General features: G+C 45.7%; 21 protein-coding genes. 7 read left to right on the forward strand and 14 right to left on the reverse strand.

Annotation, left to right across the window (positions count from 1 at the left end):
• Positions 1 to 32: 32 nt before the first annotated feature.
• Genes L0659_RS02050 through L0659_RS02060 form a run of 3 tightly spaced genes read left to right on the forward strand, consistent with a single transcriptional unit; the run spans position 33 to position 2,766 of the window.
• A complete protein-coding gene (locus L0659_RS02050) occupies positions 33 to 1,070 on the forward strand; it encodes a LacI family DNA-binding transcriptional regulator (protein WP_235123901.1) in 1,038 nt (345 codons plus the stop codon).
• Between the two features lie 19 nt (positions 1,071 to 1,089).
• Positions 1,090 to 1,566: an NUDIX hydrolase gene (locus tag L0659_RS02055; RefSeq protein WP_235123902.1), complete on the forward strand. Its 477-nt coding sequence runs from the start codon at positions 1,090 to 1,092 to the stop codon at positions 1,564 to 1,566.
• A 39-nt stretch (positions 1,567 to 1,605) separates the two neighbouring features.
• Complete coding sequence (locus L0659_RS02060; protein ID WP_235123903.1) at positions 1,606 to 2,766, forward strand: methionine aminotransferase; 1,161 nt, start codon at positions 1,606 to 1,608, stop codon at positions 2,764 to 2,766.
• An 11-nt stretch (positions 2,767 to 2,777) separates the two neighbouring features.
• On the opposite strand, the gene L0659_RS02065 is transcribed toward L0659_RS02060, so the two are convergent.
• The gene (locus L0659_RS02065; RefSeq protein ID WP_235123904.1) at positions 2,778 to 4,013 is read right to left on the reverse strand and encodes an ABC transporter permease; all 1,236 of its coding nucleotides are present in this window, start codon (positions 4,011 to 4,013) and stop codon (positions 2,778 to 2,780) included.
• Between the two features lie 106 nt (positions 4,014 to 4,119).
• Between L0659_RS02065 and nadE the strand changes: the two genes are divergently transcribed.
• Positions 4,120 to 6,180 (forward strand): NAD(+) synthase, encoded by a 2,061-nt coding sequence (gene nadE / locus L0659_RS02070; protein ID WP_235123905.1) that lies wholly within the window; start codon positions 4,120 to 4,122, stop codon positions 6,178 to 6,180.
• Here the strand turns inward: nadE and L0659_RS02075 are convergent, their stop codons facing one another.
• The 13 genes from L0659_RS02075 to fumC all read right to left on the reverse strand — a co-directional run bounded on the left by L0659_RS02075 (position 6,181) and on the right by fumC (position 18,804).
• Positions 6,181 to 8,028: an STN and carboxypeptidase regulatory-like domain-containing protein gene (locus L0659_RS02075; RefSeq protein ID WP_235123906.1), complete on the reverse strand. Its 1,848-nt coding sequence runs from the start codon at positions 8,026 to 8,028 to the stop codon at positions 6,181 to 6,183.
• Positions 8,015 to 9,046 (reverse strand): FecR domain-containing protein, encoded by a 1,032-nt coding sequence (locus L0659_RS02080; RefSeq protein WP_235123908.1) that lies wholly within the window; start codon positions 9,044 to 9,046, stop codon positions 8,015 to 8,017. Before L0659_RS02080 ends, L0659_RS02075 begins: the two co-directional genes overlap by 14 nt.
• A gap of 2 nt (positions 9,047 to 9,048) precedes the next feature.
• A complete protein-coding gene (locus L0659_RS02085) occupies positions 9,049 to 9,642 on the reverse strand; it encodes an RNA polymerase sigma-70 factor (protein ID WP_235123909.1) in 594 nt (197 codons plus the stop codon).
• 160 nt (positions 9,643 to 9,802) lie between these two features.
• Positions 9,803 to 10,522 (reverse strand): M15 family metallopeptidase, encoded by a 720-nt coding sequence (locus L0659_RS02090; protein ID WP_235123911.1) that lies wholly within the window; start codon positions 10,520 to 10,522, stop codon positions 9,803 to 9,805.
• A gap of 60 nt (positions 10,523 to 10,582) precedes the next feature.
• Positions 10,583 to 11,626 carry a LiaF transmembrane domain-containing protein gene (locus tag L0659_RS02095; protein WP_235123913.1) on the reverse strand — a complete coding sequence of 348 codons (1,044 nt, stop codon included), beginning with the start codon at positions 11,624 to 11,626 and terminating at the stop codon, positions 10,583 to 10,585.
• A gap of 4 nt (positions 11,627 to 11,630) precedes the next feature.
• Complete coding sequence (locus L0659_RS02100) at positions 11,631 to 11,816, reverse strand: LiaI-LiaF-like domain-containing protein (protein ID WP_234603889.1); 186 nt, start codon at positions 11,814 to 11,816, stop codon at positions 11,631 to 11,633.
• A 50-nt stretch (positions 11,817 to 11,866) separates the two neighbouring features.
• A complete protein-coding gene (locus tag L0659_RS02105; protein WP_235123914.1) occupies positions 11,867 to 12,502 on the reverse strand; it encodes a PspC domain-containing protein in 636 nt (211 codons plus the stop codon).
• A gap of 147 nt (positions 12,503 to 12,649) precedes the next feature.
• Complete coding sequence (locus L0659_RS02110) at positions 12,650 to 13,273, reverse strand: hypothetical protein (RefSeq protein ID WP_235123917.1); 624 nt, start codon at positions 13,271 to 13,273, stop codon at positions 12,650 to 12,652.
• Positions 13,274 to 13,432: 159 nt separating this feature from the next.
• Positions 13,433 to 14,572 carry an aldose epimerase family protein gene (locus L0659_RS02115; RefSeq protein WP_235123919.1) on the reverse strand — a complete coding sequence of 380 codons (1,140 nt, stop codon included), beginning with the start codon at positions 14,570 to 14,572 and terminating at the stop codon, positions 13,433 to 13,435.
• 39 nt (positions 14,573 to 14,611) lie between these two features.
• Positions 14,612 to 15,790 (reverse strand): galactokinase, encoded by a 1,179-nt coding sequence (locus L0659_RS02120; RefSeq protein WP_235123921.1) that lies wholly within the window; start codon positions 15,788 to 15,790, stop codon positions 14,612 to 14,614.
• A gap of 23 nt (positions 15,791 to 15,813) precedes the next feature.
• Complete coding sequence (locus L0659_RS02125) at positions 15,814 to 16,755, reverse strand: D-2-hydroxyacid dehydrogenase (RefSeq protein WP_235123923.1); 942 nt, start codon at positions 16,753 to 16,755, stop codon at positions 15,814 to 15,816.
• 45 nt (positions 16,756 to 16,800) lie between these two features.
• The gene (locus tag L0659_RS02130) at positions 16,801 to 17,334 is read right to left on the reverse strand and encodes a hypothetical protein (protein WP_235123925.1); all 534 of its coding nucleotides are present in this window, start codon (positions 17,332 to 17,334) and stop codon (positions 16,801 to 16,803) included.
• A 69-nt stretch (positions 17,335 to 17,403) separates the two neighbouring features.
• The gene (fumC, locus tag L0659_RS02135) at positions 17,404 to 18,804 is read right to left on the reverse strand and encodes a class II fumarate hydratase (protein ID WP_235123927.1); all 1,401 of its coding nucleotides are present in this window, start codon (positions 18,802 to 18,804) and stop codon (positions 17,404 to 17,406) included.
• A 145-nt stretch (positions 18,805 to 18,949) separates the two neighbouring features.
• On the opposite strand from fumC, the gene L0659_RS02140 reads away from it, so the two are divergent.
• From L0659_RS02140 to L0659_RS02150, 3 genes are all read left to right on the forward strand, one after another.
• Positions 18,950 to 19,684 (forward strand): 6-phosphogluconolactonase, encoded by a 735-nt coding sequence (locus tag L0659_RS02140; protein WP_235123929.1) that lies wholly within the window; start codon positions 18,950 to 18,952, stop codon positions 19,682 to 19,684.
• A gap of 53 nt (positions 19,685 to 19,737) precedes the next feature.
• Complete coding sequence (locus L0659_RS02145) at positions 19,738 to 20,124, forward strand: acyl-CoA thioesterase (RefSeq protein WP_235123931.1); 387 nt, start codon at positions 19,738 to 19,740, stop codon at positions 20,122 to 20,124.
• A 100-nt stretch (positions 20,125 to 20,224) separates the two neighbouring features.
• Complete coding sequence (locus L0659_RS02150; RefSeq protein WP_235123932.1) at positions 20,225 to 21,271, forward strand: hypothetical protein; 1,047 nt, start codon at positions 20,225 to 20,227, stop codon at positions 21,269 to 21,271.
• Positions 21,272 to 21,314: the final 43 nt, after the last annotated feature.

The raw sequence follows: 21,314 nt of genomic DNA on the forward strand, positions 1-21,314 counted from the left end.
CGAACATTAAGTTGGAATAAACCAATTTTTCTTTGGAAACTATCACAATTAAAGACATTGCCAAAGCGCTGGGACTTTCGACTTCGACCGTCTCCCGGGCTTTGCGTAATAGCTATGAAATCAATCCTGAAACCAAGAAATTGGTGATGGAATATGCAGAACGGATGAATTACCGGCCCAATCCTATTGCGCTGAGCTTGCGGGACAGCAAAAGCAAATCCATAGGGGTCATCATTCCTGAAATTGCCAATCATTTCTTTTCCCAGCTCATTAACGGCATTGAATCCATAGCGTATAATCTGGGCTATCATGTGGTTATTTTCCAAAGCCACGAGTCGTATGAGCGGGAAGTTGCCAATACGAATTACCTGGTTTCCCGTAAAGTGGATGGTCTTCTAATTTCCTTGTCCAGCCTGACAACCAACCTGTTTCATTTCCAGGACCTGATGGAAAAAGGGTTGCCCATCGTTTTTCTGGACCGCGTTCCAAATGCCATTGAAACGCATAAAGTGGTCGTGGATAATTTTGCGGGAAGCTATGAGGCGACAGAGCATTTGATTAAGTCCGGCAGAAAACGCATTGCGCATTTAACCAGCCCCATTTATTTATCCATCACAACCGAACGCCTGGCGGGCTACAAGCAGGCTTTGGAGGACAATGGGCTTGCTTTTGAGGAATCTTACGTCAAATATTGTTACCACGGAGGCAAAGTAGCGAGCGAGAATGAACAGGCCGTTCAAGAAATGCTGGAAATGCCGGAACCACCCGACGCTATTTTCACAGCCAGCGACCGCCTTACCACGGGTTGTATGTCTGTTTTGCAAAAGAAAAACATTAAAATTCCTGAGCAGATCGCCATTGTTGGCTTTACCAATATCAGCGTTGCGGAGCTGCTTAATCCGCCTCTGACTGCCGTGGTGCAGCCTGCGATGGAAATGGGCCAGCAGGCTGTTGAGCTGCTGATCCGGCTCATAGAGCATCCCCAAAAGACAGATGTTTTTGAAACCAGATCATTAAAAACCTCATTGATCATCCGTGAATCGTCCGTAGGGAAAGCCGAAGCACTATAATCTCCAAAATTTGAATGAAATGATCAGCCTTGCCATTGATGGAGCATTGTTCAATTACCGTGTCGCGGGCGTTGCGATTGTGGACGGGAAAGTGCTTTTGCATAAGACACCCGCTGACAAATTTTGGAGCCTGCCCGGCGGCCGCGCTTCTCTTTTTGAGTTTTCCAAGGATACATTAATCCGGGAAATGCAGGAGGAAACGGGAATGGATGTTGAGGTTGGCGAAATGCTTTGGGTTTCAGAGAATTTCTTCGTTTACAATGATATCAAGCACCACGAGCTGGGTTTTTATTATAAAATGGACATTCAGGATTTGAAAGATCAAAGCGATTTCATTGGCGTGGAAGGTGATGGTGAATTGCTCTTTAAATGGCATTCCGTTATAGAAATTTCACAAATTAAGGTTTATCCGGAGTTTCTTGCTTCGGAATTGACACAAAATCCGCTTCGTGTAAAACAATTTGCCTCTGGTTTTATAGATTTGGACAAAGCCTGATCACAGGGCTCATTTTCCAATTGATTTACAGAATCTTTTATGTTATTGAAGGCCGGTTTTCGCTCCAAACTTCCACGCGTTGGAACTACTATTTTTACAAAAATGTCCAGGCTGGCCGAAGAGCATAAGGCGATTAACCTGGCCCAGGGTTTTCCTGAGTTCGATTGCGCGCCGGAATTGCAGAAGTTGGTTGGTAAATACATTGCGCAAGGCAAAAACCAATATGCGCCTATGGCTGGCGTAATGGCGTTGCGGGAGGCAATTGCAAAGAAAGTCTTTATTGCGACATCAAAAGAGTATCATCCCGAAACTGAAATAACCATTACCAGCGGCGCTACGGAAGCGTTATATGTTGCATTGTCGACGGTTGTGCATCCGGGTGACGAGGTGATCGTTTTTGAGCCTGCCTATGACAGTTATGTTCCGGCCATTGAGCTGAATGGCGGCATTCCGGTTTTTGTCACATTGCATCCGCAATATGACTGGATCGACTGGCAGGATGTGCGTTCGAAAATCGGTCCGAGAACGAAGGCCGTGATCATTAACACGCCGCATAATCCGACCGGGAATGTTTGGAAGTTGTCTGATCTGCAAGAACTTGCTAGCATTGCTGAAAAGCACGATTTGATTGTGATCAGCGACGAAGTTTATGAGCATATCATTTTCGACGGCCGCGAACATATCTCCACTGCTTCCATTCCCGAGCTCGCCGGGCGAACTTTCCTATGCGGTTCTTTTGGTAAAACATTTCACACAACCGGCTGGAAAATAGGATATTGTCTTGCACCGAAACAGCTTACCGCAGAATTCAGAAAGATCCATCAATTCCTGGTTTTCAGTGTCGTAACGCCGATTCAGTTTGCTATGGCGGAGTATCTGGAAGAGCCGGAGCATTATTTGGGCCTTTCGGCATTTTATCAGCAAAAAAGGGATTTATTCAACCATGCGATCGGCGATATCGGATTTACATTGAAATCATCGGAAGGAAGCTTTTTTCAGAATGTTTCCTATGAAAAACTTACTGACGAAAATGACAGGCAACTTGCTGAACGACTGACCATTGAAGCAGGCGTGGCGTCCATTCCGGTTTCTGTTTTTTATAATGAAATTACCAATTACCAGACTTTACGTTTTTGCTTTGCCAAGAATGACGATACGCTGCTAAGGGCTGCGGAATTGCTGGGGAAAGTTGTCTGGTAAAATTAATGGGCTTATTTCTTGAACAACAACGCTTTAATAGGCGTGATCTGGGAAATAATCAACGTAGGAATCAGCAGGATCAGTCCGGATATGACAATGGTTATAATGTTGACCATGAGGAAGATAGGCCAGTCAAAAACGATGGGGACGGTGTCCATGTAATAATTGACTGGGTCTAGTGCAATGACTTTAAACTGATACTGGATCCAGCAAACTGCAAGGCCGACGATGTTGCCAATGATGATGCCTTTGCGCACCATATGCAGCCCGACCCGGAAAAAAACCATTCTGATTTGCTTGTTAGGACTTCCTAATGTTTTCAAAAGTCCGATCAGCGGCGTCCTTTCCATGATCATTACGAGCAGTATCGAGATCATGTTAAAGCAGGCAACGAAAAGGATCAATGCTAAAAAAACGGCTGTATTGCGGTCCAGCAGCAGAAGCCAGTCGAAGATCTGCGGAAAAATGCTTGTGACCCTTTGAAGGTAAATAGATGGCGGGAGCGTTCTTCTGAGTACCGCTGCGACCTCGTCCAGTTTCTCAAAATCTTTCAGATACACTTCATAAGTCCCGACGGAATCTTTTCCCCAGCCATTCAGCCGCTGCACGAGGCTGATGTCGCCTATGATCAGGTTATTGTCAAACTCCTCCATTTGCGTGTCATAAATGCCGACTACAGTCAGCTTGCGCGGTCGGGGAGGGTTTTGCATAGAATACATGATCACATTGTCGCCGGATTTGAGCCGCAGCTGCGAAGCGATTTTATGGCTGATCAGGATTTCTGAAGAGTAACCGTATTTTAATGAAGTGGAATCTTTGTTGGTGATTAATTTTCCGCTGATCAAACTTTTCTTGAATGTATTCCAGTCATAATCCTGACCAACGCCTTTTAGGACAACCCCTTTAATTTCATCTGCCGTTTTAAGAATCCCGGATTTATGCGCAACTGCCTGCCAGCGAAGGACTTCTGGAATGCGGGGTAAGGCTTCGGAGATCGGGTTTTTGACAAAAAGCGGCCCTTCTTCGTAAGTGTTACCCACTGCAAATGAAGAGATATTAATGTGTGCGCCGAATAAAAAGATCTTCTGCCTGATGGTTTGTTTGAAACCCAGCAACACCGCGAAAGCAATGATCCCGACCGCAATCCCGATGGCAATACTGGCAACGCCTATGCGCGAAACGGTGGCAGAAAATGAGCCTGCTTCGTTGTGCCGGATGCGTTTTGCGATGAATGAGGGGAATTGCAAGAGGAATCTACGGGTTAATTTTTATGTTTGGCAAAAATAGGGAAAAACTTTGCCGGTACGCACAAGCAATTTTATTAAGTTGCCGGCACAAACCAGAATCGTTTTTATGCCATTGATCAAAGTAGCTTCCGGAGTAGTGAATCAGACGCCGATGGCGTGGGAGGGGAATACGAAGAACATTATTAATGCAATCAATGAAGCCAGAAAGCAGCAGGTAAGCCTGCTTTGCCTTCCTGAATTGTGTATTTCAGGATATGGCTGCGACGACTATTTTTTTGCGCCGGACCTTGTGGAACAAGCCAAAGAATGTTTGCTCGAAATTGTGCAGGAAACGGCCGGAATGGTTGTGGCCGTGGGTTTGCCGGTACGGCACAATGGCAGCGTTTACAATGCTGCCTGCCTTATTTCCAACAAGCAGATCCTGGGTTTTTATTGTAAACAAAACCTTGCAAATAACGGCATTCACTACGAAGCCCGGTGGTTTCGTCCCTGGCAACCGGGCATTATTGAGTCTATTGAAGTAAATCAAATGCTTTATCCGATCGGCGATGTCGTTTTTGATCTTGCTAATGGGCCTATTCTGGGCGGTTCCAACAGTGTAAAAGTCGGTTTTGAGATTTGTGAGGACGGCTGGGTTTCGAACCGGCCTGCACGCCGACTGTACGAAAGAGGCGTCGACATTATCCTCAACCCAAGTGCGAGCCATTTTGCCTTTAACAAATTTATGACGCGCGAAAAGCTCGTTGTGGACGCGTCGAGGGCGTTTTCTTGCAGTTATATTTATACCAATTTGCTTGGTAACGAGGCTGGAAGGGCACTTTACGACGGTGACGCGATGATCGCGTCCAATGGTGATTTGCTGGCTTCGAGTCCGCGTTTCAGTTACGAAGATTACCTGATTACAACTGCCGTTATAGATACAGAATACACGCGCCTGAGCCAGGTCCAAAGTAAAATTGCGATTGCGAATAAAGATCGAACGTGGCGTGTGAACGGGCGTTTCGATTTTCCGGAAATTGATCCTGTTCTTCCGCAGGTTCCTGACATTGAGCCATTTGAAAAAGGTGGCGCGCTTAAAGAAGAAGAGTTTGCTCGGGCAGTATGTCTCGCATTGTTTGATTATTTAAGGAAAAGCCGTTCCAATGGTTTCACGATCTCGCTTTCCGGCGGTGCGGATTCTTGCGCTTGCACTGCTTTGTGCGGGTTAATGATCCGGCTTGCGGATGAGAGCATTGGTATGGATCGTTTGAAGGAGAAATTGTCTTACATTAAAGATATTCAGTCTGCCAAAACAGAAGAAGATCTCGCTTTGGTTTTGATCCATAATATTTACCAGGGAACAGAAAACAGCTCCACGGATACGCTGGAATCGGCGCAGTCGCTGGCGGAATCCATCGGTTCGACATTCTATAACATTAACATTAATGGTCTCGTAGAAACGTACAGAGGCCTGATCGAAGACCAGATTGGCAGGAAGTTATCCTGGGAGCAGGATGACATTGCTTTGCAAAACATTCAGGCGCGCGTGCGTGCCCCGGGCGTATGGCTGCTGACTAACCTTTCGAATCATTTGCTATTGGCCACTTCCAACCGGTCGGAAGCTGCCGTGGGTTATGCCACGATGGATGGCGACACGGCGGGAAGCATTAGTCCGTTAGCCGGCATTGATAAGCATTACTTGCGTCAATGGCTGCGCTGGCTGGAAACTGCTGGTTGCGAGGTGAATGGCAAGCACATTAAGATCGAAGGTTTGAAAAAAGTGAACAGCTTGCAGCCGACCGCCGAGCTGAGGCCGCTCGCCCAAACGCAAACCGATGAAGCGGATCTCATGCCTTATGAGTTTTTGAATGCTTTGGAGAAACTGGCGATCAGGGATAAGAAGTCACCTCTGGAAGCGTATCGACATTTGCAGGTTCGTTACAAAGGGTTGTATGAAACAGAGCAACTGCTGGCCTGGACGGAGCGTTTCTTCAAACTATGGAGCAGAAATCAGTGGAAACGTGAGCGTTATGCGCCTTCCTTCCATTTGGATGACCTCAATCTGGATCCGAGAACTTGGTGCCGCTTCCCCATTTTGTCGGGTGGTTTTGAAAAAGAATTAAAAGAATTGAGGGAATATGCTGCGGGAATAGCCTCGCAGAACGGCAGAAAGCGGATTGGTTTTTAACTAATTACAAAACCGGATTCCAGCCTGTACACCAACCCAGCCATAGGTTTTGCGGGAGTCGTCCGGCTTCCCGCCAAGCCATATGGGGCTGAGGCCTTTTGATTTCTCCGTGTCGATTAACCCGGAATGATGGCCAGTGAGCAGATTGACGGACGGGCCCGCAAACAATGCGAATTGCCTGCCCAGCTTCTTCTCGATGGCAATCGAAGCTTTGAATAGTCCAGTTTCTACATCTTCCAGTGGCTCGTCTTTGAAAACTACCAGATGCCCGGTGAGATCCGCATTAATGCCCCAGCCTTTTCCAAGATTTTGGGATGTTCCGAATCCGTATCCCAATGTAACCAGCGGTTTGTCATCCACTAAGCCGTTGGTTCCCAGACTAAAAATGTTATAAAATGCACTTACGCCTGTTTTAAAGGCAGTGTTGAAATAATTAAATTCATCCGTCGAAAACTCGTAGCGGCGATAACCATTCGTGCGGACAAAGCTAAAAATCCCGAATGGCGTGGTGGCAGAAGAATCTGCATAGTTGACAAAACCAATCTGGTGGCCGCTCCGGACCGTATTTGCGTAATTATAACCCGCCGAGAGCTGGTAACCTTCCAAAGTCCCGACCACTACATTGCCGACGCCTGCAAATTGAAAACCGCGGAGATTTCTGCCAATGTAATTAATGAAATTCGTTCCCTGGAACCCGTGCACACTGCCTAATGTGATGTTCAGGACATTGGCATATTGAAAACCGCTCACGTCCCTGCCCACAATGTTGCTGAACCCGGCCAGCTGAAATCCATTCACATTCCCACGAACCACATTCAGCAAACCCCCGACTTCCAATTTGTTGACCCCCAATGAGTAACCGGCAATCAGGTTTATGGAGTAGTCGTTGATAATGTTCCCGCTCAGTTCATGATTTGTTCCCAAAAATGGCAAAATCGAAGCTTGGAAGGGATGGTATAATGTATCCTGAATGTTGCGGGTGTGAATCGCTTGCTTGGCAGACGCAAATGCACTCACAAAACTGCTCTGGACCTTGCGATAAGTGGTTTTAAATTTTTCAGGATCCTTGGTTAGATTGAATTCTGGCCGGCTTCCAGCCCGGCTGGCAGCCTGGTTGGAAGCCTCCTGCGCGATAACAGTGTCCGTTTCGAAAGCAGGTTCGGAGACGATCTCAAACTGCGGAATCGCCACTTTGTGATGCAGCGAATCTTTGATGAAAACAGCCCGCGGCGCCTTGCGGGAAAGCAGTTTTAATGTATCCGGATTAAGTTTGATTTGTAAATATTTATCCTCTCTGCTCGCAACTGAAATGGTTTTTCCAATGTAATCCTCTTTCCTGACTTCCAGCCGAACGGCCGCCAGTGAAACCGGCAGGCGAATTTTATAATAACCATATTGATTACTAACCGCCGACGCCAATGTTGCTGATTCGTAAATACTCGCATTAGCCAGCTTTTGGCCCGTTTTGTTGTCGATGATGTAGCCATTCAGATTGAAATTCTCGGGCTTTTCATCTTTCGGAACTTCTATTTTTTGAAGGATAATGTATCGGCGGCGCTCTTTGAATGAGACTTTATCTTTGAATAGGGAAGTTAAAATTTCCCTGACGCTCAGGTTATTGGCCTGAATGGAAACCCGCCCTTTGACATCCACCATATCCGGGCTGTACGAAAAGCTGAAACCGGCCAGATCTCCGATCTTTTGCAATGTTTCATCCAGCGGGCGGTTGGTAATATTAAGTGAAATCCGTTTTTCTAGCAGGTCCTGCGCAGATGCAAAACCGGCCATCAATAAAAGCCAGACTAAGAGAATGCTTGTTTTATGTTTTAAAAAACTATTGGCAGCCATTTCCGTCGAGCCAGTAAACCTTTCCTTCTTTTCTCAGATCAAGATCCAATGTTTCCGCAATGACAGACAGTGTGGCATCCAATGGCTCTTTTTCAAACCGGATCGTAAGCCTGCATTGCGCTATCTGCTGGTTGGACAGACGCACATCTACGTGGTAACCGTCACGAATTGAGGTAATTACTTCATTCAGGTCGGCCGCATTGAAATCATAAACTTGTGTGTGGTAACTTAGCATATTCCTGTTTGCTTCCAGGCCTCTGATTGTATCATCAAGCACTTCTGCGCCTTGCCCTTTTACGAGCTGGACCTTGTTCGAAGCTTTGCTAACCTGCACTTTTCCGGTTGAAACATCCACTCGCACGGGTGCTTCTTTGTAAGCTTTTACATTGAATGATGTTCCCAAAACGCGTATTTCGGTTCCGTTTGCGTCAATTACAAATGGGTGCGCAGCGTCGGGCTTTACATCAAAAAACGCTTCGCCCTGCAAGGAAACGGTTCTAAGGTCACCGTCGAAATTGGCAGGATAGGTTAGGGAGGAATTATAGTTAAGAAAAACTTTGGTTCCGTCGGGAAGCACGCTGTCACTGGTGTTGTTGGTCGTAACTATGCGCTGCATCTCAGCCGGTTGGTTGGATTGGAAATGAAACCATCCGAAGGCCAATAAGGCCAAAACAACCATGGCAGCTGCCCAAACCGTGATCGGGAGTTTCCGCTGAACGGTTTGCGGTTTAAATTCAATTTCACGCGCTGCCGGTTTTGATGTTTCGGGTGCAACGGCGGGAGCGGGTTTCGCCATTTTGGCCTTCATTTTGTCCCAGGCAGCATCTGTACTAACCGGAACATTCGTTTTTGCAGCATAAGCCGAATGGTCCCAGATCAATCTGTAAGTGGCCAGCTCGCGTTCGTTTTCAGGTGATTGTGCCAGCCAGGCGTTCACCTGTTCAATTTCTTTTTCGGAAGCGGTTTCGGCCAGGTAACGTGCTAACAGCTCCTCCGACATGTTTTCATGAAAGTTCATGGTTACGATCTGGTTAGCTGTTCAACAATAAGATAAACCGGCCAAAGCATTCCGGGCAGATAATCTGCAAGCTCAATGCGCAATATTTTCAGCGCCTTACCAATCTGGTTTTCAACCGTTTTAATGGATATGCCTAGTTGTTCTGCAATTTCGTGGTATTTTAGTTCTTCAAATCGACTGAGCCTGAAGGCTTTCTGACATTGTTCGGGTAATGTGCTCACTGCTTTTTCTATTCGTTCTTCCAGTTCATTTGCATGGATCACTTCTGTTACCGATTCGTAAGATTGCGCGGCGAAATTCAGTGTGTGTTCCTTATGCACCTGCCTTACCGACGCATGTTTGAAGCGGTTGAGGCAATGGTTGTGAACAGCACGATAGAGGTAGGATTTTAATGATAATGTTATTTCAAGATCTTCTCTTTTCTCCCAAATGGTCAAAAAAACGGTTTGTACAACCTCTTCCGACTCTTCCTCATCTTTGAGTAAAGTGCAGGCATAATTGCAAAGTCGCTGGTAGTAATGTCGGAAAGTCTGCTCAAAGGCTAGTTCGTCGCCGCGCCTTATGGCATTGACAATATCTGGATCGGAAGAGTACACCGAGTTATATTTTTGATTTTGGGCCAAAAATAAATAATCTCCCTCGATTAATGGTTCCCGATAAAGAAGAGCGGTCGCTATCAAGTTTAAGTCGCTTTTTGAATAAGACAACTAGACCCTCGTTACCCCCTATGGCAAATTATTTTTTTTTGGTTTCAAGTTACTTGATCATGCCATAAGTCGCACGCGCCTGGGCCTTGGACATGCCGTCAAAGTGCCACCATTCGGTTGTGTTGGTGGCAAAACCAGCCTGATTCATCACTTTTCGTAATATCTGGCGGTTGGTAACTTGCTGGATTGTAAGCTTACCTTTCTTTAACATTTCCTGTTCTGAGCGGGGATAGGCCAGGGGGCCGAAGAAGTCATACTTGGTCCCCATATCCAATGGTTTCCCTTTTTCATCAACCACCGTCAGATCCACCGCGCAGCCGAAGTTATGGTTGGAGCCGATCTTCGGATCCGCCACGTACAGTTTCTTATTATTCGCAGGAATTTTTAAGTTGTCCAATGCATCCCAAAGCGCATATTGCACCGAATTCGGACGAGCAGCGTCGTAGACCAGTAATGTATAATCCGGGTGTTTTTTTCTTAGAAGAGCATTTGCTTTCACAAGCCGCTTGGCCATTTCGGGTTGCAGATAGGCGCGGTTCAAATCTCCGTAAACGTCTTTACCGACGAAATTATCCGTTGTGGAATATTTGAGTTCAACCTTAATGTTAGGGTCCAGCTTTTGAATGTCAACCAATCCCTGCTCGATCATTTTTTGTTCAATAGCAGGAATTCCGGCCTTCTTGCCTGATTCTTTTCCCGACTTTTGGGCAAAGCTTATTAGTGAAACAGAAAGCAGGAAAAGACTTAGACAGGTGATTTTTTGGAGCATAAAAAAATGAATATCGTTGCGATAAGCTGCAAAGATATTCATTTCTATTTTCGGGGTGAATCAATAGCGCTTGATGTTCACGCTGGTGAGGCCGCCTTCGAAGTGAATAATGATCTTTTTGGAAGCGCTTTCAAAATCCGGCGAGCGGTAAAGCCCCGTGCTGATTTTATCCAGGTCATCCATATTTTTGGCATTCAGCGCGCCGTCCATATGCATTTCACAACCCACAGAGCGAGGTAATTCCAATGTAATAGAGGCAACACCCGCTTCGATCTCAATGTTGGAAGTGGTCATTTTGTCGCCCATTTTGATGTCCATATCGGCAACGCCTGTGCTCACTTTCAGTTTTTCAACTTTATAATTGCTGAAATCAAAGTCGCCTTTTCCGGCGCCAATGCCCAGGTCAATGTTCCATACTGGTCGCTCGTTCAGGTGAATGTTTGCCTGATTTGAAATTTCACCTTTCTTGATCTTTACATTGCCTTCTTCCATTTTAAGATTAACAGTTGCTGAATTATCGAGCTTGTTAATAGAAGTGTTCGATAAAAAACCAACAATTGTGCTCTTCGTATTGGCTTCAAAAAGTTTCTGCGTGTTTCCGTTCAATGTGAAAGAACCGGCACCGCCTTCAAGATGAAAATTGGCTTTTTGAATAAAATCCTCCATTTCATACTTGTAATTGCCATTTATCGGTCTTTTTCCATCCCGGTTGTTACGGTCATTTTCGTAGTCTTCATCTTGGTTGCCGTCATTATCATTATCTTCATCATCGTGGTTGTCGTCGTTGTAACCAAAATTCCGGTCATCTTCATCGTCGTCCCAGTTCCAGTTCCAATTGTCGGCGTGCCGGTCAAAGGCTTTGTCGGTTTTGTTAACAATGCCCCCGAACACTGCAAGCGTGATCAATAGGCCGATTAATCCTCCTAATCCTCGGTTTTCATTGCCTTTGGCAATCAGTAATGCTCCCGCAATGATCAGTAAAACAGGCCAGTAAGGCAGAATCTCGTCCCAATTGATGTTCACAAGATTCATATTCCGAAGCAGCCAGAGCATTCCAAATATGATCAGCAATCCACCCCAAACTATACCGCGTGAGTTTTTCATCGTTTTAAATGTTTGAACGGTTGGAAATATCAGAATTCAAATAATTGCGTAAAAGCAAAAGCGCGCCGGTAGTGATCAGGATGATAGGCCAGAAAAAGCGGCCAAAATCAAATGCAGTCAGTTCTTCAATCAAGAAAAGAGATCCGGCAATGATGAGGATAACACCCCAAAAAATGTTTCGAAAGTTCATGGCTATGTTTGGTTAATGTATTAAACCGAAGAATTTTAAAATTCAATGTACTAATTCACTTTAATCACCTGATCATCCTCATCATCCGGTTTCCTGGTCTCAGGATCTTCAGGGAAATGTGTGGGCGTCGTGGTTGTTGCGGAAGACGGGGTAAATGGTGTATAAGGCTGTGGTTCAGGCTCCGGCGCAATAGGATCAACAGGCGGCGGAGGCGTTGTGGGATATACAGTTGTATTGCCGTGATGCTCCTTATCGCGTTGACGAAGGATCAAAAATGCACCAATTGCGATCAGGACGATGGGCCAGAAATATTGTTTAAACTGATACCAAAGCGGAAAATCGTCGACCAGCATTAGAGCGCCGAAAAAGATCAGCACGCCACCCAGTACCATGACCGTCTGATCCGACTTTTTCTTGTCCCAAACAGGGTCGGAAGGAGTGTTAGGCGTTGGATCAAATGAAGTGTTCGTAGTATAAACTGTCCCGGCCGGTCCTGTCGGCAACACTGCCCATAGAATGATGTATATAAATGCGGTCATTCCGAATGTGGGTGGAATAGGGAGCAGCAGCATTACAACGAGCACAACTCGGACTATTACAACATCAATGTTAAAATATTGAGCAATTCCGGATGCGACTCCTCCTAAAACTGCCTGGTCAGGTATGCGATGCAATTTCTTTTCCATGATTAGTAGCGTTTATTTGTAATCAAAGGTAGTAGGTAATGCAAGATACTGCAAATCGGAAAATTATTATCGGCGGAGGGGCGTGTTGAGCGGATTTTTTTAAGGAAAGCTTTTATTAATTGACTTATAAGCGGGCTTTTTAGAGGCTTATTGTTCCTCTAATGCTTCAAGAATGTCCATCATGCTGCCGAAGTCTTTATAGCCGGGTCGGATTTCTTCACTTCCGCGCAATGCGATGCCAATGTTTGGGAAAAGTTCTGTTAAAGCACTAACTGTGTATTCGTTGTCCAGGCCGAAGCCTATCAGGATAGGGTATTCACCTGCCAGGTTTCCCAGCACTTGCATCCAGTTGTCTGTAAGTTGGGCGTCGTTGTCACTTTCCAGCAAAAAATGCGAAGCCTCGCCTTCGTAACGGCTCAGTATGGAGTTGATTTCGTCGGCTTCGTAAAGGTCGACGCTGATTCTGAGGACCAGCGGGAGATTTAATTCACTTTTCAAATAATTCAAAAGCCCTGGTGCTTCCACTTGAACGGAATGAACCGGATAATTTGCTAATGTCTGAATGATCGCCGCAGGATCGGTTTGAGCGGTTTCGGCAATCAGGGTCACGCCAGCCAGCCAGGAGCAGATATCCTCAAATTTTTTGGGAGAAATATAATTAGGAGAATCCTCATCAATCGAAAAACCAAGCATTTCCACGCCCATCCCCGCACAATAACGCGCATCGGACAAGTTAGTAACATTGCTGATTTTTACTGTTCTGGTAAGCATTGGGGTAATTTAATTGATGAAGTTCCACTAAGAAACGAAACCCATGGATGTATAATCGGGTTGGCCTGGGCAAAAATACTAAAATAACAACTTATGAAAAAGCGAATCACTTTTGGATTCAAACATCCTCAGGTGATTCGCTTTTTCTATTTATTTCTGTTACTCAGCCGAAAAACGATATTTCGTTGTTGTCTGATATGTTTCGCCTGGTTTTAGCTCGGTGGATGGGAATTGGGGTTGGTTTGGGGAGTCAGGGTAATGTTCTGTTTCGAGGCAGAAGCCGAATCTTTTGACGTAAGTTGCGTTCTTGCCTTTTAATGTTCCGTCCAGGAAGTTGCCTGAGTAGAACTGGACAGCAGGTTCGGTTGTGTATGCTTCCAATTTACGTCCGCTTTCAGGGTCTTTTGCTGTTGCAAATAGAACAAGACCTGATTCTTTGCGTTTCAGCACCCAGCAATGGTCATAACCGCCGCCGTTTTTAATCTGCTCGTCTTCAACTTTGTTGATTCCAGCAGAAATTTTCGTTGGCTTTCTGAAATCAAACGGCGTTGCTTCCACAGCGCGAAGCTTTCCTGTCGGGATTAATGTGGTGTCAACCGGCACAATGCTATCCGATTCGATCATGATCTCATGATCCAGAATGTCCCTTTTCAAGCCTGTCAGGTTGAAGTAGGAGTGGTTTGTAAGATTTACGACTGTTGCTTTATCAGTTGTAGCAGTATAATTGATCGTCAATGCATTGTCATTATCCAATGTGTACACCACCTTAACAGTCAGATTTCCAGGATAACCTTCTTCCATATCCTTGCTCACATATTCCAGTTCAAGGCCAACAATAGAATCCTTATTGATCTCCGTCGCTTTCCAAAGCACTTTGTCGAAGCCTTTTGTTCCGCCGTGCAGCGAATTGGGTCCGTTATTAATGGCCAGCTTGTATTCCTGATCATTCAATTTGAACTTCCCTTTTGCAATCCGGTTCCCGTAACGTCCTACCAATGCGCCAAAAAACGGATGTCCGGAGAGGTAAGGAGCCAGAGAATCGAAACCAAGCACAACATCCGCAAATTCACCTTTTTTATCAGGAGCGGTAAGTTTCGTGATAATGCCGCCGTAATTGGTAATGTTCACCGTCATGCCTTTGGCGTTGGTGAGCGTATACAAATCTGCTTCCTGGCCGTCGGGGAGTTTGCCAAATGACTCTTTCGAAATCGTACTGATCATTTCTTCTTTGTTTGATTTAGAGCAGCTAAACAGATAAAAACCCGTTAGCGCAGTGAGTAAAACGAATATTTTTTTCATATGAATGGTTAAAGGTTGTCTGGATATTGAGCAATTATTTCAAATGATTTCTCCCGTTCCGGCAGTAATTTTTACTTTATAGCAAGGCAGGTCAATCTGATATTTTTCCTGATAAGCTGCTCTCATTTTTTGTTCAAAAGCATCAACTACCTCTTTTTTTACAACATTAATCGTGCAGCCGCCAAAACCTCCGCCCATCATTCTGGCCCCTAGTACGGAAGGATCGTCCAATGTCTGGTCTACCAAAAAGTCAAGTTCCGGGCAGCTTACTTCATATTCGTGCTGCAACCCCTGATGTGTAGCGTACATTTTTTTACCAAAATCAACCAAATTTCCTTCCACAAGCAAATCACACGCATCCTGAACGCGCTGGATTTCTTCGGTTATGAACTTGCAGCGGCGGTAAACCACGTCACCCAGCTCTTCCTTATGCGTTTCGACCATCTCAGGCGTCGCATCTCTCAGGCTATGAACTTCGGGATGATATTGTTGCAGTATAGCAGTTCCTTTTTCACATTCCAGGCGGCGTGTGTTGTATTCAGAGCTTGCCAATGAATGTTTCACGCTCGTGTCGCATAGCACAAGAAGATAATCCTGCATGGGGAAAGGGAAATATTCGTATTCCAATGACCGGCAATCGAGCCGGATCACGGATTCTTCCTTACCGAATGCAGACGCAAACTGGTCCATAATGCCGCATTGCACCCCCACATATTCGTTTTCGGCCTTTTGCGACATTTTTACAATGCTGAACCGGTCCAGATCCAGGTCGTATAATTCATTCAGAGCGAAAAGCAGGCAGCATTCCAATGCAGCAGAAGAAGATAAACCCGCCCCAACCGGAACGTCCCCGCCGAAAGTGGTTTGGAAACCGCCAATTTTTAGCCCTTTTTTATAGATCTGCTCAATAATGCCCAGCTGATAATGTGCCCAGGATTGTGCAGGTTTTGAAAGATCCTCAACTGAAAAGGAATAAGTTTCGTCCAGATCTGCCGCGTGCAGGATCACCTGGTCATCTTCCCTCGGTTCAATGACGAAATAGACGGCCTTATCCACGCTGGCCGGCAGCACAAAACCATTGTTATAGTCTGTATGCTCACCGATGAGGTTGATCCTTCCCGGTGAACGAAAAACCCGCACATTGTTCGGCTTAGCCGATTGTCCGAATTTTTGGAAATACTTTTCCTTTATTTTATTTACTATTTCTGATTCTTGCATTTAAAATACTAATCTGATATTGGTTAATAACCCCTGCGCAAGTTCACTTCATTGACGATATTTCCACCATTTTCGATTGCGAAGATGTTGTTGAGGAACAGATCAACCTTGCCGATATGCTCGTTGCTATGCCCGCCGCCGGTGTGCTGCGTGAGGATTACATTCTCCATCTTCCATAATGGGCTGTCTTCGGGCAATGGCTCAACCTCCGTCACATCCAAAACTGCTCCGTCCAGATAACCCGACTGCAATACATCAATCAGCGCATCTTCGTCTGTGGTGCTGCCTCTTCCGACGCTGGCGTACACGCTGCGTTCTTTCATTTTGGAAAAGAATGTTTGGTCTACAAAATGCTGCGCAGTTCCGGGAAGCGTGTTGATGACGAGATCCGCAAATGGAAGCTCTACAAATAATTCTTCCGGTGAATGCAGATCGGCCTCCTGCGAGGTCCTGGCCATTAAATGTGTGTTGCAGCCAAAGCCTTTGAGTATCGTATTGACCGACAATCCAATGGTGCCCGCGCCCAGAATGATGACATTCTGCTTGTAAAGGATCTTTAATTCACCTCTCAGCTTCGAGCCGATCCATTCCGATTTTTGTTTAAGCAAAGTCAATGTGTCAATGCCGCGGTATAAGGCCAGAACGCCGCCCACGATGGATTCTGCGCAGGGACGGGCAAACCAGTCGCCCATATTGGCCGTTTTTACGCCTTCATTAATGTTTACAGAAGCATACTGGTCAAATCCCGCCGAATCCAGTTGCCAGAATTGCAGCTTATCCTTAGGTTCGGAAAACCAGGCGACAGGCGGATTGCCCAGAACATAATCTGCTGTACGAAATGCTGCCTGGCTTTCTTCCTCACTAGACGTTTCAGTCCTGAAATGAACGGTATGGTGTTGTTGCAGTGCTTCACTAAGCTTGCTTCTCAGTGACTCATCCAGCATGGAATAGCAGTATATGATCATTTGCTTTTTTATTTTAAAGAAGTAAAGTAAAGACTTTTACCTGTGTTAAGGATGCTTTTGCTTTTTAATGTTAGCCAGAATTTTCTTGCCTCTTGACCTGAATGCGGGTGTTTCGAATTCCATCGCTTCCTCAATAATTATGCCCAGTTCATTTTTAATCTCAGGATAAATTTTTGAAAAATTGTAAAGCACCGTAAGTGAAAAAGCCCTGATAGCAATCGCTATCTGCCTGTTTTGTACAAAATGAAAACATGCGTCCATCACCTTTCCATGCAGCTCGGCAGGGATTTCTGTCTCCTGCAAAATGCGCAGACTATTCCGGATCACCGCGTCATGAACGTCCGGTCTCGAAAGCTGGTCTACAAGTGAACCCATGTGCGGCGCGATCAGATCGGGGCGTTCGCTTGCTGCAATGCTTACGCTGTGCGCGGCCCTTTGTGTCAGCCTGTAATCGTCGGCAAGAAAGCAGTCCATGATTTCCTGAAAATGCGCGCTGTCCAGACAGGCGTAGGCTGCCACTTCCGTTGCGCGCCGTTTGGATTGGATAGGGTCTGCCAATAATGTGCTCCGGATGTTCATAGCCTAGCAGTTATCAAAACAAATGCTCCACCGGTCCGGCAGAGCATTTGCTTAAATGTTTATCTGAAACTATTTGTTGTCCCCCACCATTTCTTCCGGTTTCACCCAGGCGTCGAACTCTTCCGGCGTCAGGTAACCAAGCCCCACAGCCGTTTCTTTCAGCGTTGTGCCGTTTTTATGCGCCGTTTGTGCGATTTCGGCAGCTTTGTAATAACCGATTTTTGTATTGAGAGCGGTTACCAGCATTAATGAATTGTTCACGTGCTTCTTAATGTTCTCGTGCAAAGGTTCGATGCCCACTGCGCAATTATCATTAAAGGACACACAAACATCCCCGATCAGACGTGCTGAATGCAGGAAGTTATAAGCCATTAGAGGTTTGAAAACATTCAGCTCAAAATGACCATTGGAACCGCCGATGCTGATCGCAACGTCGTTACCCATCACCTGCGCTGCCACCATTGTCATAGCTTCACATTGCGTAGGGTTCACCTTACCTGGCATAATAGAGCTTCCTGGCTCATTATCAGGAATATGGATCTCGCCAATCCCGGAACGCGGGCCGGATGACAACATACGGATATCATTGCCGATTTTCATCAAACTTACCGCAACCGTTTTCAACGCGCCATGCGCTTCTACGATCGCGTCGTGTGCTGCCAATGCTTCGAACTTGTTCTCAGCGGTTTTGAATGGCAGGCCTGTTAATGTGGCAATGTGACGCGCCACGTTTTCGGAGTAACCTTCGGGTGTGTTAATGCCTGTTCCAACGGCCGTTCCACCTAATGCCAGCTCTGAAAGATGCGCCAATGTGTTGTAAATCGCACGCAGGCCGTGGTCTAATTGTGAAGCGTAGCCGGAAAATTCCTGTCCCAATGTAAGCGGAGTCGCATCCATGAAATGCGTACGGCCGATTTTTACGACACTTCTGAAAGCTTCGGATTTAGCTTTCAATGTATCCCTAAGCTTAACAATGCCTGGAATCGTAACGTCGATCAGGATTTTGTAAGCAGCAATGTGCATCGCTGTGGGATATGTGTCATTGGAAGACTGCGACTTGTTCACGTCATCATTGGGATGAAGGAATTTCGTTTTGTCCGCCAGTTCGCCGCCCTGCAACACATGGCCTCTGTAAGCGATCACTTCGTTGCAATTCATATTAGACTGTGTTCCGGAGCCGGTTTGCCACACGACAAGCGGAAACTGGTCATCCAGTTTTTCAGTTAAAATTTCATCACAAACCTGTCCGATCAGGTCGCTTTTTTCTTTTGGAAGAATGCCAGCCTCGTAATTTGTAATGGCCGCGGCCTTCTTTAAATATGCAAATGCCTTGATGATTTCCTTCGGCATTTTATTGATATCCTGGGCAATAGGAAAATTCTGGATCGAGCGTTGGGTTTGTGCGCCCCAATATACATGGGCCGGCACCTGCACTTCGCCCATGGTATCTTTTTCTATACGGTATTCCATTTTTTAATTAGTGAGAATGAACAATCGCGAATATGCGGTAAAGTTAGGATTGGACTTTCAGTTTTTGGTGTTTTTCAAGGATAAATGTTTCTTAGGCGAAAAGATTCTGTGCAGGACCATTTTTCAACCGCTTTTTATTTAAACAATGAAACCAAAACTGAACATTTACCCGGATTATAAAGCAATGAGCCTTGCCGCAGCGGAGCGTGTGATGGGTTTACTGGCTAAAAAACCTAATGCAGTGATTTGTTTGCCCTCCGGCAGCACGCCGCTGGGGATGTTCGAAATCCTGGTGTCCGCTAACCAAAAGGGCATGACAGATTTTTCGCAATGTATTTTTATCGGTCTCGATGAGTGGATCGGTTTCGGGCCGGAAGACGATGGCGGTTGCAGAAATTTACTTAATAAGGATTTTTTAAAACCCATTGGCCTGCGTGCCGATCAGATCGTGTTTTTTGATGGAAAAGCCATTGATCCGGAAGAAGAATGCAGGCGGGTTAACAAGGTCCTGGAAACGCTCGGCGGTCTGGATATGATCATTTTAGGTGTAGGAATGAACGGACATCTGGCCTTAAATGAGCCTGGAACGCCCTGGGACAGCTATGCGCATGTGTCGGAATTGGAAAATGTAACCAAAGAAGTTGGTCAAAAATATTTTCAGAAACCAACGACCATTACCAAAGGGATCACCGTAGGGATCCGCCACATTATGGAAGCGAAAACAGCGATTCTGATAGCGGCAGGAAGCGCAAAAGCGCCTGTGGTGCAGCGTGCAATGGCATTTCCCGTCACAACAGCATTTCCTGCGACTGTTTTACAAAACCATATGAATGCTGAGTTTTTGCTGGATACGGAAGCGGCAAAACTAATCGAAGATTAGGCCATGTTAGGCCGACTCTTTTTTACCTTTGCCCAAAATAATATATCACTGTTTTGACATTAGAAGAAAAGATCATTGCCTCCGAAGCACGCGTTTTTAAAACGGTGTTTCCCAATAATACCAATCATTACGACACCCTTTTCGGAGGGACCGCATTGTCTATGATGGACGAAGTGGCATTCATTGCAGCCACACGTTTTTCCAGATTGCGCTGTGTTACAGTCTCCACCGATCGCATTGATTTCACGCACGCCATTCCTGCGGGGACCATTATTGAACTCATCGGGCGCGTGGAAACGGTTGGTAATACGAGTATGAAGGTGCGTGTGGATATTTTTGTGGAGAAAATGTATGAGGAGGGCAGGGAAAAGGCCGTGACCGGCATATTTACTTTTGTAGCGCTCGACGAACAGCACAAACCGACAAAAATTATCGTGTAAAAATCCAAAATTAAGTTCTGTGCGTATATGCCAAAGTCGGTACGGTTGAACGGAGATTTTTCCTTTTTGACTAAAAGTTTTGTGCCGTCATACTATCCGGATGACTTGGCGTTCGTTCCTTTTTTCGTTAATATTTTTCTTAATCCTGTTCGTTGTTACTGAAATAATCCTCAGAATAGCGTTGCTATGCTATGGTTACCCGCTGCTAAAACCAGGCGATTATTTATACACAGGCTTTTATCCGACACTCAAAGAGGTGATCGGAAAGGATATCAGGAGTGATGACGATGTCCAGGACATTCTTATCCTGGGCGGTTCGGTGATCAGCACGCCCTGGTCCAATATGGAAGTCCGGCTTGACACGATCCTTCAAAAGAAATATGGCAAAACAAAAAAGTTTGCCTTCTACAACACCGCCGCCGCCGGCCACACTTCCCTGGATAATCTGATTAAATATAAATTACTGAAAGACAAGCATTTCGACCTGGTTGTTTACTATGAAGCAATCAACGAAAACCGCGCAAACTGTATCCCCGAAAAAGATTTTCGTGCGGATTACGCACACATTAAATGGTATAGCGACATTTATCTGTTGCAAGCTCACTCCGAAATCAACTTTACGGTTATTCCTTATATATGTGCGCTGGTAATCAGGGCCGTGCGGGACAGGGTCACGCATAAAGTATATGCAAGTCAGGATATGGTTGCCCCGGAGTATGCGAAATTTGGCAGCAACATTAAAACCGCCTTGCCATACCGAAAAAACCTTACGGACATGATCAGCATTTCAAAACAGCGTAGAGATCAGTTGCTGTTAATGAATTACGCCTCTTACTTTCCGGAGGGGGTGAAGCTGACGGGCGAACAAAAGGATATGGATCATTTTGCAGGTTGCCACTATGCCTCGCCGGTGACAATATGGGGCCAGGCGGACAATGTAAAGAAAGGCATTCAGGTCCATAATCAGATTTTGACGGATCTGGCAAAAAGGAATCAGACACACTTTTATGATATGGAAGCGAACATGCCAAAGGATGGCAGTTTTTTCTGCGATGTGTGCCACGTCAGCGAAAGGGGAGCCCAAAACTTCGCTTCCAAACTGACCGCTTACATGATCGATTCCAGACTTTTGGAACATGCTGACTAAGAGCAGGGAACATTTGCCGTTCGATTGTTCTTATTTGTCAAAA

It is taken from the genome of Dyadobacter sp. CY347, from assembly GCF_021502655.1.
In the GTDB taxonomy this organism is placed as follows: Bacteria; Bacteroidota; Bacteroidia; order Cytophagales; family Spirosomataceae; genus Dyadobacter.

Excerpts from the sequence above, each read along its gene's own strand:
- L0659_RS02150 (WP_235123932.1), top strand. The coding sequence starts at position 20,225 with ATGACTTGGCGTTCGTTCCTTTTTTCGTTAATATTTTTCTTAATCCTG.
- L0659_RS02095 (WP_235123913.1), bottom strand. The coding sequence starts at position 11,626 with ATGAAAAACTCACGCGGTATAGTTTGGGGTGGATTGCTGATCATATTT.
- L0659_RS02125 (WP_235123923.1), bottom strand. The coding sequence starts at position 16,755 with ATGATCATATACTGCTATTCCATGCTGGATGAGTCACTGAGAAGCAAG.
- L0659_RS02055 (WP_235123902.1), top strand. The coding sequence starts at position 1,090 with ATGATCAGCCTTGCCATTGATGGAGCATTGTTCAATTACCGTGTCGCG.
- L0659_RS02075 (WP_235123906.1), bottom strand. The coding sequence starts at position 8,028 with ATGGCTGCCAATAGTTTTTTAAAACATAAAACAAGCATTCTCTTAGTC.
- L0659_RS02115 (WP_235123919.1), bottom strand. The coding sequence starts at position 14,572 with ATGAAAAAAATATTCGTTTTACTCACTGCGCTAACGGGTTTTTATCTG.
- fumC (WP_235123927.1), bottom strand. The coding sequence starts at position 18,804 with ATGGAATACCGTATAGAAAAAGATACCATGGGCGAAGTGCAGGTGCCG.
- L0659_RS02130 (WP_235123925.1), bottom strand. The coding sequence starts at position 17,334 with ATGAACATCCGGAGCACATTATTGGCAGACCCTATCCAATCCAAACGG.
- L0659_RS02100 (WP_234603889.1), bottom strand. The coding sequence starts at position 11,816 with ATGAACTTTCGAAACATTTTTTGGGGTGTTATCCTCATCATTGCCGGA.
- L0659_RS02110 (WP_235123917.1), bottom strand. The coding sequence starts at position 13,273 with ATGCTTACCAGAACAGTAAAAATCAGCAATGTTACTAACTTGTCCGAT.
- nadE (WP_235123905.1), top strand. The coding sequence starts at position 4,120 with ATGCCATTGATCAAAGTAGCTTCCGGAGTAGTGAATCAGACGCCGATG.
- L0659_RS02105 (WP_235123914.1), bottom strand. The coding sequence starts at position 12,502 with ATGGAAAAGAAATTGCATCGCATACCTGACCAGGCAGTTTTAGGAGGA.
- L0659_RS02080 (WP_235123908.1), bottom strand. The coding sequence starts at position 9,046 with ATGAACTTTCATGAAAACATGTCGGAGGAGCTGTTAGCACGTTACCTG.
- L0659_RS02120 (WP_235123921.1), bottom strand. The coding sequence starts at position 15,790 with ATGCAAGAATCAGAAATAGTAAATAAAATAAAGGAAAAGTATTTCCAA.
- L0659_RS02140 (WP_235123929.1), top strand. The coding sequence starts at position 18,950 with ATGAAACCAAAACTGAACATTTACCCGGATTATAAAGCAATGAGCCTT.
- L0659_RS02090 (WP_235123911.1), bottom strand. The coding sequence starts at position 10,522 with ATGCTCCAAAAAATCACCTGTCTAAGTCTTTTCCTGCTTTCTGTTTCA.
- L0659_RS02060 (WP_235123903.1), top strand. The coding sequence starts at position 1,606 with ATGTTATTGAAGGCCGGTTTTCGCTCCAAACTTCCACGCGTTGGAACT.